The organism is Pseudomonas sp. MPC6, from assembly GCF_006094435.1.
Classification (GTDB): domain Bacteria; phylum Pseudomonadota; class Gammaproteobacteria; order Pseudomonadales; family Pseudomonadaceae; genus Aquipseudomonas.
The window spans coordinates 5,686,573-5,699,512 of sequence record NZ_CP034783.1 but is presented as its reverse complement, the minus strand read 5'-3'; the positions used below and the strand labels follow the sequence as shown (position 1 = coordinate 5,699,512).

At 60.5% G+C, this 12,940-nt stretch carries 9 protein-coding genes and 1 pseudogene; 4 read left to right on the top strand and 6 right to left on the bottom strand.

Annotated features, from left to right (window positions below; all coding sequences use genetic code 11):
- Positions 1 to 45: 45 nt before the first annotated feature.
- Positions 46 to 231: pseudogene (locus ELQ88_RS28455) on the top strand (glycosyltransferase); the annotation flags it as partial.
- Between the two features lie 204 nt (positions 232 to 435).
- Here ELQ88_RS28455 and ELQ88_RS28450 read toward each other — a convergent pair.
- Genes ELQ88_RS28450 through ELQ88_RS28430 form a run of 5 tightly spaced genes read right to left on the bottom strand, consistent with a single transcriptional unit; the run spans position 436 to position 8,828 of the window.
- Positions 436 to 1,842 (bottom strand): ATP-binding protein, encoded by a 1,407-nt coding sequence (locus ELQ88_RS28450; protein ID WP_138968995.1) that lies wholly within the window; start codon positions 1,840 to 1,842, stop codon positions 436 to 438.
- The gene (locus ELQ88_RS28445) at positions 1,839 to 3,650 is read right to left on the bottom strand and encodes a DAHL domain-containing protein (protein WP_138968994.1); all 1,812 of its coding nucleotides are present in this window, start codon (positions 3,648 to 3,650) and stop codon (positions 1,839 to 1,841) included. Before ELQ88_RS28445 ends, ELQ88_RS28450 begins: the two co-directional genes overlap by 4 nt.
- A complete protein-coding gene (locus tag ELQ88_RS28440) occupies positions 3,647 to 4,606 on the bottom strand; it encodes a cytochrome c peroxidase (protein ID WP_128872647.1) in 960 nt (319 codons plus the stop codon). Before ELQ88_RS28440 ends, ELQ88_RS28445 begins: the two co-directional genes overlap by 4 nt.
- Positions 4,607 to 4,650: 44 nt before the next feature.
- Entirely contained in the window at positions 4,651 to 6,525 is a 1,875-nt protein-coding gene (locus tag ELQ88_RS28435; protein ID WP_138968993.1) for an EAL domain-containing protein, read from the bottom strand.
- Positions 6,522 to 8,828, bottom strand: coding sequence for an EAL domain-containing protein (locus tag ELQ88_RS28430; protein ID WP_138968992.1), 2,307 nt, complete (start codon positions 8,826 to 8,828; stop codon positions 6,522 to 6,524). Before ELQ88_RS28430 ends, ELQ88_RS28435 begins: the two co-directional genes overlap by 4 nt.
- Positions 8,829 to 9,084: 256 nt before the next feature.
- Between ELQ88_RS28430 and ELQ88_RS28425 the strand changes: the two genes are divergently transcribed.
- From ELQ88_RS28425 to ELQ88_RS28415, 3 genes are all read left to right on the top strand, one after another.
- A complete protein-coding gene (locus ELQ88_RS28425) occupies positions 9,085 to 10,464 on the top strand; it encodes an HD domain-containing phosphohydrolase (protein ID WP_128872644.1) in 1,380 nt (459 codons plus the stop codon).
- A gap of 207 nt (positions 10,465 to 10,671) precedes the next feature.
- Positions 10,672 to 11,103 carry an NUDIX domain-containing protein gene (locus ELQ88_RS28420; protein ID WP_128872643.1) on the top strand — a complete coding sequence of 144 codons (432 nt, stop codon included), beginning with the start codon at positions 10,672 to 10,674 and terminating at the stop codon, positions 11,101 to 11,103.
- Positions 11,104 to 11,125: 22 nt separating this feature from the next.
- Complete coding sequence (locus ELQ88_RS28415; protein WP_138968991.1) at positions 11,126 to 11,764, top strand: LysE family translocator; 639 nt, start codon at positions 11,126 to 11,128, stop codon at positions 11,762 to 11,764.
- Positions 11,765 to 11,974: 210 nt separating this feature from the next.
- Here ELQ88_RS28415 and metR read toward each other — a convergent pair whose 3' ends face one another.
- Positions 11,975 to 12,892 carry a transcriptional regulator MetR gene (gene metR / locus ELQ88_RS28410; protein WP_138968990.1) on the bottom strand — a complete coding sequence of 306 codons (918 nt, stop codon included), beginning with the start codon at positions 12,890 to 12,892 and terminating at the stop codon, positions 11,975 to 11,977.
- Between the last annotated feature and the right edge of the window lie 48 nt (positions 12,893 to 12,940).

Here is a 12,940-nt window from a genome sequence, read left to right as displayed (position 1 = left end):
AAGGCCATCGAGGTGTTCTATCAGGCCCAAACTCATCGCAGAATGGGCAATGAAGTGCCCGGTTTTCCCTCGCTGATCACGGCGATTCTGTTTCTGGGAGGGGTGCAACTGGTCGGGATCGGCGTCATGGGGGAATACATCGGCAGGATTTACATGGAAACCAAGCACCGGCCCAGGTATGTGGTCAGGAGTGTCGTAAAGGGTGATGCCTTAAACAATGAGCACACGTAGTTGAACGGTTAAGGCGACCTCAAGCCTTGCAGCGCATCTGAAGACGCCTTCGCCGGCAAGCCGGCTCCTACAGGGTTTGGCGTTGATCACAATGCATCGGCACGCAGGTGATCATGTAGGAGCCGGCTTGTCGGATCGCCGCACCGCAGCGAAGAGGCCCTCGAGGCTTGCACCGTCCTTAAGGATTTCTTCGCGGGTCGTGTTTCAGGCCGCCGGTTTTGTTTGGTATATGGGTAACTCGATCCTGAACGTGGTCCCTGCGCCAACCTCGCTGCGCACCGAAATCTGCCCCCGGTGCTTCTTCACGATGCCATACGACAGCGACAAGCCCAGCCCCGTCCCCTGGCCCACCGGCTTGGTGGTGAAGAACGGGTCGAAGATTTTCTGCAGGCTCTGCGGCGCGATGCCGGAGCCGGTGTCTTGCACCTCGATCCACACCTTTTCAGCTTCATGCCCGGTGCGCAGGGTGAGGGTGCCGCGTTCCGGGCCGATGGCCTGGGAGGCGTTGACGATCAGGTTCATGATCACCTGGTTGATCTGCGAAGGCAGGCACTCGATGTCAGGCAGCTCCTGATACTCCTTGATCACATCGGCCTTGTACTTGAGTTCATTGGCGACGATGTTCAGCGTCGACTCGATGCCCTGTTGCAGGTTGACCCACTGCCATTCCTGATTGGCGTCCACGCGGGAGAAATCCTTGAGGTCCTTGACGATCTGACTGACCCGGTCGATCCCGTCCTTGGACTCCTTGATCAACAGCGGAATGTCATCGCGCAGGAACTCCAGTTCGACCTGTTCGCGCAGCCGTTGCAAGCGCTCGATCAGCTCGCTGGAGCCGATGGCCTCTTCGGCATCCCGATAGGCGTCGAGCATTTCCTGCAACTGCTTGAAGTAGCCATCGAGCGTGCCAAGGTTGGAAGAAATGAAGCCGATGGGATTGTTGATTTCATGGGCGACGCCCGCCGCGAGTTGCCCCAGCGAGGCGAGTTTTTCCGATTGCACCAGTTGCGATTCAAGCTGTTTGCGTTCATCGATTTCCCGCTGCAGCTCAACGCTGGTTTCCGTGAGCTGCCGGGTTCGGCGTTTGACCATCCGCCCCAGGTGGTCGACCTGCATGCTGGCCCGTTCGGTCATGTCCCATTTGGTCAGCAGGGTGCTGGCCATCTGCTGCACTTCAATATTGTCGAACGGCTTTTTCAGAATCAGCAAGCGGTCGTGGGCGTGCAAGCGATCGAGCAACTCATCCCAGGAATAGTCGGAATAGGCGGTGCAGACCACCACCTGCAGGCGCGGGTCCTGCTGCCACAGGTATTCAATGGTCTGCGCGCCATCCCAGCCCTCGGGCATGCGCATGTCGACAAACGCCAGGGCGTAAGGACGGTTCTCCTGCAGCGCCCAGTTGAGCTTTCCGAGCCCCTCCTGCCCGCCGTACGCCGAGTCCAGCTCGAACAGGGCGCCGACGGTTTTGACTTCACTGCCGAACAGCGCTGCTTCCATCTCGTCCAGTTCGACGGTCGGCGCCGGTGTTGGCATGAGTATCTTGCGAAAATCCACATGAATGGACGGTGTATCGTCGATCAGCAGAATACGCCGGTTCGAACGCTCGCTCATGCAGGCTCCGGAACGATTTTAAGCGGGATCTGCAAGGTGAACAGCGCGCCTTTGCCCGGGCCGTCACTATGGGCAGAGAGGTGGCCGTTCATCTCGATGGCAGCCAGGGCACAGCTGTGCAGGCCGAAACCATGGCCTTCCTTGCGGGTGGTGAAACCGTGGGCAAAGATGCGCGTCATGTTCTCCTCGGCGATGCCTTCGCCGTCATCCTTGACGCTGACTTGCAGGATCGAATCCTCGACTATTTTTACCCCAAGGGTCATTTGCCGCGGGCGATTGCCCAACTCGGACATGGCGTACTTGGCATTGCTGATCAGGTTGATCAGGATCAGCAGCAGCCGGTGCTTGTCGCCCATGACCTGCGGCACCTCGTTGTACTCCTTGATCACCTTGACGTGATGCCGGGTCAAGGCGCCTGCATTCATGCGCAGGGCGTCTTCGAGCAATTCGCTGATGTGCAGCGGTTCCATCAGGCTGTTGGCGCCGGCATAGGATTGCTGGGTGGCGACGATGTCCTTGATGTGGTCGACACTTTTGCTCAGCTGCGCCAGTTCCTCGGTCATGCCTTGTTGTTCCAGGGCAATCGCGTCCACCAGTTGATTGAGATAGCCGGGCAGCAATTTACCTTTCTCGTCCTGGGTGAGAAAAGTACCGAGGTCGCCTGGATGCCCGTTGATCAGCTGCATGGCCTTGCCCAGGCCCTGGGCCTTGCTGGCGCGCAGTTTGCGCGAGACCAGGTCGGCGGAAATGTTCACGCTGTTGAGTACGTTGCCGACGTTGTGCAACACGTTGGTGGCGATTTCGGCCATGCCGGCCTGGCGCGCAGTGTCGAGCAGTTCGCTTTGGGTGTCCTTGAGCTCGCGGGTGCGTTCTTCCACCCGCAGTTCAAGATCGTCGTTGGCCGATTGCAGGGCTTTGTTGACGCGCTGGATCACCGTGAAACTGCGCATCAGCTGAATCGCCAGGTACACCAGCAACAGCACCAGCAGGACTGAAAACACCAGCATGTAGAAGTGATAGCGCTGGTCGACCGCATCGGCCCGCTGCTGATCCGTGTTCAACAGGCTGGTGATGTCGTCCAGGCGTTCGGCCACGGGGATGGCTTCAATGTCTTGTAGCAATCGATTGACCACCGGTTGCTCGCGCAGGATCAGTGAAATGTGGTTGCTCAGAATATCGATCGGACTGTGGAACTGTTCAGGCAGACGCTCTTTATTGACCGCCAGTTTGCTCAGCCCGAGCAGGATGTCAGCCGCCTTGTCGTCGGAGGTGACCTGGGCGAACTCGAGGCTGCTGAGCAGCAAATCGTAGGTGTCGGTGGCGATGTTCTGCAGTTGCAGTTTGTCCCCGTCCACCAACTGCCCCAGCTGTTGCTGAATGTCGTCCTCGGCAGTGGGCAGGAAGGCCAGCGAGTTGCGCAGCACGGCGTTGTGCGACTTGAACTGCTCCACCAGCCGGGTCTTTTTCTGGAGGGTTTTCTGGTAAGCGTCATGGCTGGCGCGCCAGGTCGGCGAGTCGTGGCGGCCGTGGCTGGACGCCATCGTATCGAACCGTTGCCACAGCTCAGTCATCTCGGTCAGCGGTGCGACCAGGGGGTCGTAGTTGTGGCTGATGGCGATCCTGGCCTTGAGAATCTCGGTTTCCCACTGGGCATTCAACTGTTTGATCCGCGCGATCAGGTCCCGGGACTCGGCGTAGGTCGTGGTCTGGTTCGAGTTGGATTTGAAGTACAGGAACAGCAGCGTCGAGGCCAGCATCACGGCGACGATGCCCAACAGCGCCAGGTTGCGGCGGCGAGAGATCCTCATAAGGGTTTGCCTCCCCATTCACCGGTCAGGGTCTTGAGGAATTTGATGATCAGGTGTTTGTCCTCGGTGGAAGGAACGCGCCCGAGCTGGAACTTGAACATCACGTCTACCGCGTCTTCGAGGGTGCTGGCCGAGCCATCGTGAAAGTACGGCGCGGTCACGGCGACGTTGCGCAGGCTGGGTACCTTGAACACATTGCGATCCTCTTCGTCCCGGGTCACCAGATAACGGCCCAGGTCGGATTCCACAAGCTTGCCCCGAGCCTGAAAGTAATCGCCCATCACCCCGAACTTCTGGAACATGTTGCCGCCGATGTTCACCCCCTGGTGACAGGCGATGCAGCCGTATTCCTTGAAGCGCTGGTAACCGTATTTTTCCTCCCGGGTAAGAATATCGGTATCACCCAGCAGGTATTGGTCGAAGCGTGAGTTTTTGCTGAGCAGCGTGCGTTCGTAGGTGGCCAGGGCGTTTTGCACATTGTTCATGGTCACGCCGTCCGGGTAGGCGTTGGCAAATGAGGCCTGATAAGCCGAATCGGCGGACAGCGTCTGCACTACGTGCTCCCAGTTGCTCCCCATTTCGCTGGGGCTCTGTACCACTTCGTGGATCTGGGCTTCGAGGGTGTCGGCTCGACCGTTCCAGAATTGCCGAATATTCAGGCTGGCGTTGAATACGCTGGGGGTGTTGATCGCCACCGGAAGACCGGCGAAACCGATGGAAAATGCCTGGTTGTCGGCACCGCCTTTTTCCAGCCGGTGGCAGCTTGAACAGGATAACGAGCCGTTGACCGACAGGCGTGGTTCGTTGAACAACTGGCGCCCGAGTTCGACCCGCAGCGGATCCTGCCTGGGCACCGCCGGCAATGGTTTGAGCGGTTCATCCAAAGGAGCGGCGCCGGCGCTCAGACAGAGCCCGAACAACGGCACCAGAAGCAGGTGGTGAAAGAAGGGCGACATCTGATGATTCCTTGGCCTGAGGCCTGAGTGTCTTTGCGCATCGTTCACATGAAGACGGAGGAAGAGGGCTGCACCGATTGCAGGTACCGGACGAATGCGTCCGGCTCCACGGCTTTGCTGAAGTAGTAGCCCTGGCCTTCCTCGCATTGATGGGCCTTGAGGAAATCCAGCTGTTGGAGGGTCTCCACCCCTTCGGCAATGATGGTCAGCTTGAGGCTGCGGCCCAGGCTGATGATGGCGCTGACCAGCGCGGCGTCGTTGCTGTCGCTGCTCAAGCTGCGAATGAACGACTGGTCGATTTTCAGCACGTCGACGGGAAAGCGCCGCAAGTAACTCAGGCTGGAATAACCGGTACCGAAGTCATCGATGGCCAGTCGCACCCCCAATGCCTTGATCCGGTTCAGGGCGGTCACGGTGGCATCGATGTTTTGCATCAACACGCCTTCGGTGATTTCCAGTTCGAGCAAGGCCGGCTCCAGACCGGTGTCCTTGAGTACCTGTTCGATGCCGTCGACAAAGTCCCGTTGGCGAAAATCGATGGCCGATACATTGACCGACATGCAGATTTTCGGCAGCCCGGCCGCCTGCCACAAGCAGGCTTGTCGACAGGCCTGGGCCAACACCCATTTGCTTAACGGGACGATCAGGCCGCTGTCTTCGGCCACGCCGATAAAATCTGACGGGTAGACGCAGCCATGCCCCGGTTTATGCCAGCGGATCAAGGCCTCGGCACCGACTACCTGACCGCTGCCCAGGTCCAGTCTGGGTTGGTAATGCAGGACAAATTCGTTGCGCTCCAGCGCCAGGCGAATGCCCGTCTCGATGCTTTGCTGATCCCGGGCGCGCTGGTTCATTTCGTCGATGAAAAAACTGAAATCGTTCGGGCCGCTTTCCTTGACGTTGCGCATCGCGGTTTCGGCTTTCTTGATCAGCGAGATCGCATCGAAGCCGTCGTCGGGATAGACGCTGATGCCCAGGCTGGCGGTGACGCTCAGGTCGTGGCCTGCGATGTGCTGGGGTGCACGGATAGCCTTGAGGAGTTTTTCGGCGATGACCGTGGTCTGCTGGGGGTGGCGGATGTCGGCGAGGATTACCACGAATTCGTCCGAACCGTAGCGGAACACCGAGTCGGACTCACGCACCGAGGCCACCAGATTGCGCCCGACCTGCTTGAGCATCTGGTCACCGGCCGGATGGCCCAGTGCGTTGTTGATGCGTTTGAAGCGGTCGAGCCCCAGAAACATCACCGCCAGTTGCTTGTCATGGCGCCGGGACAGCGCCAGCGACTGGTTCAAGCGGTCACCGAGCAACGTGCTGTTGGGCAGCTCGGTCAGGACGTCGTACTGCAACAGATGCGAAACCTTGAGCAGTTCGAGGACCCGGGCCTCGATGGTTTGCTCCAGGCTCAGGACTTTAATGGCCGCGTCCTGCGTCATCTGCCACTTCCAGGTCAGGGCACTGGCCATCTGCCGGATTTCCAGGCTGTCGAAAGGTTTTTTCAGCACCAGCAGCTGGTCGCCGAATTCCAGCCGCTCCGCCATGTCTTCCCAGCTGTAATCGGAATAGGCGGTGCACAAGGCAATTTGCAGGTGTGGGTCGGCCTTCCACAGCTGTTCGATGGTCTCCAGGCCATCCCAGCCCGGTGGCATGCGCATGTCGATGAAGGCCATGGCATAAGGTCGACCTTCGGCCAGTGCGCACTGGACCTGTTCGAGGGCTTCCGAACCCTGGTAGGCCGAGTCGAGCTGAAACGACAGTCGATCTTGCTGCACGGTGCCGAACAGGGCTTCTTCGGTGCCGGCCAGGCTTTGTTCATTTTCGTTTTGCGTGCCAAGGATCTTGCGAAAATCCTCATGGATCGAGGGCGTATCGTCGATGATCAGAATGCGCCGGTTGGTTCGCACGAAAGGGGTTTTCATCCTTTGTCCCCGGTGGCGCGTTGCGGGTTGTCGTGCATCGGCCCCAGGTCGTGGCTCGCGGGCGCGATACTGCCGGCCTTCAGCAGCTCGGCAGCCTGCTGGCTGCTGACGGCTTCGCTGAAGTAATCGCCCTGGGCGTTCATCGGCGAGCCGGTGGCCATCAGCGAGTTGCGCTGCTCCTGCGTTTCGACGCCCTCGGCAATGATGCCGATCCCTACCTCCCGGGCGAAGTTGATGATGGCGCGCAAGGTGTTCGCGCATGCCGGGTCGCGGGCCGCGGTGTCGATGAAGGCCTGGGCGAGTTTCAGGTGATTGACCTGATAGGTCTTGAGGTAGTCGAAGGAGGAATACTCGGTGCCGAAGTCGTCGATGGCGATCTTCACCCCCAGCTCACGCAGGCGTGGCAACACATCGTTGTGGGTCCATTTGGTCTGGGCCAGCGTCGCTTCTGTGACATCGAAGCGCAGGTCCCAGGGGCTCAGTTCCAAGCGCGCGGTGGTGCGCAGCACGTCGTAGATCAGTTCGGGACCACTCTTGAGCTGGGCCAGGGACAGTTTGATCGCGATCACCGGAGGTGCCATGCCGGCGTCGCGCCACTGGCGCATTTGCCTGCACGCACGATCCAGCACCCAGTGACCGAGGGCGACGATGGCGCCGGTCTTTTCCGCTGCGGGCAGAAATGCCGAAGCTTCCAGCAGCCCGCGTTCCGGGTGGTTCCAGCGGACCTGTGCTTCCATGCCGAGGATCCTGCCGCTGCTCAGGTCCACTTCCGGCCAGTAATGCAGTTCCAGTTCCTCGCGTTCGATGGCTTCTCTCAAGTCGCTGGCGATGGCCATGCGCTCGACCACCTCCTGATTGATCTCCTCGGAGTGGAAGTGGTACTGGTTGCGCCCCTTTTCCTTGGAGCGATACAGCGCCATGTCGGCCTGGGTCAGCAGCCCGTCGGCGCTGGTGCAGGCCGGGCTGTAGCTGCTGATGCCGATGCTGACCGAGACCCGCACATCGTTGCCGGCCAGGGAGTAGGGCGACACCAGCGCATCCCGGACCTTGGCGGCCAGCCCTGCGGATTGGGTCGGGTCACTGACATCCAGTTGCAAGATTGCGAACTCGTCACCACCCAGGCGTGCGACCACATCGTTTTCCCGCACACAGGCCTTGATTCGGCGTGCAACCTCCTGCAGTAACAGGTCGCCCACCGGGTGACCCAGGGAGTCGTTGATGCGTTTGAAGTGATCCAGGTCCAGGTAAAACATGGCGAAGGTGGCGGCGCCCCGTCGCGCGGCAGCGAACGCCTGGTGCAGCCGTTCGATCAGCGTCGCGCGGTTGGCCAGCCCGGTCAGCCCGTCGGTGCGGGCCAGCAGGGCGATTTTCTCCTCGGCCATTTTGCGCTCGGTGATGTCGATGATGATGCCTTCGACTTCCAGCAAGCGGCCCTCATTGTCGCGTACCGGGATGTAGCGGTTTTCCACCCAGCGCCAGGCGCCATTGCCGGTGCGCATCCTGAACTCGATGGAGGCGCCCGCCGCATGGCGGTCGAGCACCCGGGCCATGGCAGTGTCGACTTTCGATTGATCGTCGGGATGGATCAGCTCCTGGGCCCAGTTGGCCGACGCCACGAGCGCCGCGGCAATGTGCCCGTATTTGGTGATGTTGTGGGAGATGTACATCAACGGAAACGACGGCTCGCCCCGCAACCGATACAGGATGGTCGGGCTGTTCTGCACGATGATATTGGCATCGGACAGCTCCCGGGTGCGTTCCTCGACGGCCTGCTCCAGCAGGGACATTTTCAATGCCGCGTCTTCGGTCATCTGCCATTTGGCGGTCAATGCGCTCGCCATCTGGCGGATTTCGATGGCATCGAAGGGTTTTTTCAGAATCAGCAAGCGATCGCCCAACTCCAGGCGCTCGTCGATGTCTTCCCAGGAATAGTCGGAATAGGCGGTGCAAAGCGCCACCTGCAGCTTGGGATCGACCTGCCACAGCCGTTCGATGGTCTCCAGCCCGTCCCAGCCCGGTGGCATGCGCATGTCGATGAAGGCCATGGCGTAGGGCAGGTCGTTGGCCAGCGCGGTCTCGACCTTGTCCAGTGCCTGGAGGCCCTGAAACGCCGAATCGAGCAGGAAACTTTGCAGTGAAATCGCCGCGGAGGTGCCGAACAGGGCATTTTCGGCGCTGACCAGACTGTCGTCGTCGAACGAGGCCGGACTGAGAATCTTCGCGAAGTCGGCATGAATCGAAGCAGTATCGTCGACGATCAGAATTCGCCGGTTGGTCCGCGCCAGCAATGAATTCATCGACATGCGCCGGGACTGGCAGCTTTACGGTGGGGTGTGTCCATAGCGGGGCATCCTTTCCCTGATCACCTGGCCGAACGTACAGATTATGGATCCGAGTCAGCTGAGCATAGACCTCTGTCCGGCACTTCGCGCTACTGAATCAACCGAATCATTTCCGGATCACGTGCAAAATCATCTAGCCTGAAGCTCGGGCTCCGACAATAGGGAATGGTTGTTCGGATCCTGACTGCGATACAGCCGTTTCACTCGAGGTGACGCCATGGAAGAGCAACTCCCCACGACATTGACCGATAAACCCAAAGTGTTGCTGGTCGATGATGAGGCGTCGATCCTCAACAGCCTGCGTCGTCTGTTGCGCGGCCAACCCTATGACGTGCTGCTGGCCACCAGCGGTGCCCAGGCCCTGGAGATCATGGCGCAACAGTCCATCGACCTGGTGATGAGCGATGCGCGCATGCCCAATATGGACGGCGCCACGCTGCTGGCCCATATCCATCAGCGCTACCCCGACACCACCCGGATCATGCTGACCGGTTACGCCGATCCGACGGTCATTATCAAAGCCATCAATGAAGGGCAGATTCATCGTTACATCAGCAAACCCTGGCACGATGAGGAGATGCTGCTGACGTTGCGACAATCCCTGGCCTACCAGCACTCCGAGCGTGAACGCTTGCGTCTGGTGCAGGAGACGCGGGATCAGAACCAGCAATTGAAGCTGCTCAATGCCACCCTCGAGAAACACGTCGCCGCCCGTACCGCCGAGCTGCAGCAGACCGCCGACATGCTCGACCTGGCCTACGAAGAACTCAAGCACAGCTACGTCACCAGCACCGAGGTGTTCTCGCTGCTGGCCAACCTGCGGTTGGCGCCGGCCAAACAGACCAACCGCCAGATCATCGAGCTGGTGCGGGTCTACTGCCAACGGCATGACCTGGACGAAGGCACCCGTCGCGACCTGACCATGGCTGCGGCGCTCTACAACATCGGCAAGCTGAGCTGGACCGACAGCATGATGACCGCGCCGGCGGACCTGCTGCACCACAACGATCGGGAACGCTACCGCGGCTATCCAAAACAGAGCGAGTCGCTGTTGATGACGCTCGAGCCGATGAAGGATGCGGCGCGGCTGATTCTTCACCATCAGGAGCGTTGGGATGGCAATGGCTTTCCCGACCGGCTCAAGGGCGAGGCGATTCCGTTCGGTTCACGGCTGCTGAAACTGGCGGTGGATTTCATCGAGTTGCAGCGTGGGCTGATTCTCGAGCGGCAGATGAACAGCGATGAAGCATTGGTCTATATCCGTAACTATGCCGGGCGGCTCTACGATCCCGGGATGGTGGAGGATTTCATCCAGGTCTGTGCGGCGTACCTGAGCGATGTCTCGTTGGCCGATCCTTCGGTCAAGGTGCTGACCACCCGGGACGTGGCGGCGGGCATGATCCTGGCGCGCAACCTCAATGCCGACAACGGCATGTTGCTGCTCAACGCCGGCAAGGTGTTGAACGGGGCGCTGGTGGAAAAGCTGATCGCTTTCGAAGCCATGGAAGGGGCGAAGTACGCCATTTTTGTGAAGTTACCTGAGGATCTGAACGGCGCGACTCTCGAGGCAGACAAGGCGGCCCCAGCCCTGCATTGACCCCCCCCTGTAGGAGCTGGCTTGCCAGCGAAGGCGGCCTCAAAGCCAACGTAAACCTCAAGGCCAGCACAAGCCTCAAGCCTATTGCAATCCTCAAGGGCCTCTTCGCTGGCAAGCCAGCTCCTACAGGGGGCGTGTTGTTCATGGGTTGCCCGGCACTCACCCTCATGTGATCCTTGCGCCTTTTACCAAGGCCAGATCTGCCCCATGACCCTATCCAGCGTCTCGCCCCGCCTCATCCGCATCGCCGCCGCCCTGTTGATCGGCCCCGACGGGCGCACCCTGCTGGTCCGCAAGCGCGGTACCGAAGCCTTCATGCAACCGGGCGGCAAGATCGAAGCCCATGAGCGACCGGTGCACGCCCTGGCCCGAGAACTGGATGAAGAGCTGGGCCTGGTCATCGATCCGGCGCAGGCCACCTACCTTGGGCAATTTTCGGCACCGGCCGCCAACGAGCCGGGTTTTGTCGTCCAGGCCGAACTCTTTCAGCTGACTATCGATTCAGCCGTATCCCCGGCGGCAGAGATCGAAGAGGTGTGCTGGATCGACCCGGCCACCGACGGCGATCTCATCCTGGCGCCATTGACACGGGACCTGATCCTGCCGTTTTATCGAGCCTCGCTGACCGCGATCGCCTGATCATTCACGCCGGGGAACTGCCATGATCCCGCTTCAAGACCTGCTGATTTTCGCCGGCGCCGCGTTGCTGATGGTGCTGACACCGGGGCCGAACATGATCTACCTGATCTCCCGTTCGATCTGCCAGGGGCGCAAGGCCGGAGTGACTTCGTTGCTCGGCGTGGTCGCGGGATTCTTCGTGCACCTGTTCGCGGCGGCTGCCGGTTTGACCGCCGTGTTCCTCGCGGTGCCGTTGGCTTATGAAGTGCTGAAGTGGGCCGGCGCGCTGTACCTGATGTGGCTGGCCTGGCAGGCGGTCAAGCCGGGGGCGCGTTCACCTTTCGAGGCGCAGCAATTGCCGCCGGACTCGTCGCGCAGACTTATCGCCATGGGCTTTTTGACCAGCGCTCTGAATCCGAAGATCGCGGTGTTTTACCTGTCGGTGTTTCCACAGTTCATCACGCCTGAACATGGCTCGGTGTTTACCCAGAGCATCCTCCTCGGCCTGACCCAGATCAGCGTCAGTTTCTGCGTCAATCTGCTTATCGCACTGTTCGCGGCGGGTATTGCCTCCTGGTTCGTCAACAACCCGACCTGGCTGGCGCTACAGCGTTATTTCATGGGCTTCGTGCTATCGGCGCTGGCCGTGCGGCTGATGCTTGAGCAGCGACGCACCGCCTGAACCTGCGGATTGAAAGGCTGGATGCCAGTCATGCCCTGGACTATCGGGCACCGCTGGCGGTTCGGGGGCGGGCGAGAAGGAGAAATCTGAACACCACAGACCCTTGTAGGAGCGAGCTTGCTCGCGATGGACGTGAGGGCGCCGCGTTAAACCAGGCAGCCCACGTCATCGTTAACGTCCATCGCGAGCAAGCTCGCTCCTACAGGGGGGTCAGCGAACGGCGCTGACGCCATCCAGGGTCGAGAACGAGGTGTCCTTGGCCGTCAGCAAGAAATCGCGCATGTACGGCGCGTCCAGCATGTCGGCACGAATCCCTGCATACAAGGTCGCAAACAAGCCCTTCTCACCGAGGCGCTTGGCCTTCACATAACCCCGTGAGCTGTATTCATGCAGCGCCCAATGCGGCATGCCGCACACCCCGCGTCCGCTGGCCACCAGTTGCATCATCATTACCGTCAGTTCCGAGGTGCGGACCTGAGCCGGTTCGATGTCGGCCGGTTCCAGGAAGCGGGTGAAGATGTCCAGCCGGTCACGCTCCACCGGGTAGGTGATCAGCGTTTCCGTCAGCAGATCTTCCGGGACGATGTAGGCCTTGCCCGCCAGACGGTGCTGGTTGGCGACCGCGAGCATCGCTTCATAGGTGAACAGCGGCACATAGGTGATCCCGGCCAGTTCCAGCGGATCGGAGGTCACCACCAGGTCCAGGTCGCCACGGGCCAGGGCTGGCAGCGGGGCGAAGGAGAAGCCCGAGGCCAGGTCCAGTTCGACCTCCGGCCAGGCGTCGCGGAACTGGTCGATGGTCGGCATCAGCCATTGGAAACAACTGTGACACTCGATCGCCATGTGCAAGCGGCCCGCAGTGCCGCCGGCCAGCCGCGCGATGTCGCGCTCGGCGCCACGCAGCAGCGGCAGGGTGGCATCGGCCAGTTGCAGCAGGCGCAATCCGGCGCTGGTGAAGCGCACCGGCTTGGTCTTGCGCACGAACAGCGGCATACCCATGCGCTCCTCCAGCTCCTTGAACTGGTGGGACAGGGCCGACTGGGTCAGGTGCAGCCGATCGGCGGCATCGACCAGGCTGTCAGCTTCGCGCAAGGCGTGCAGGGTCTTCAGGTGGCGGATTTCAAGCACCGGGGGCTCCATGAGGAAAACTTGTGATCAACACGAAAAGGTTGAGTT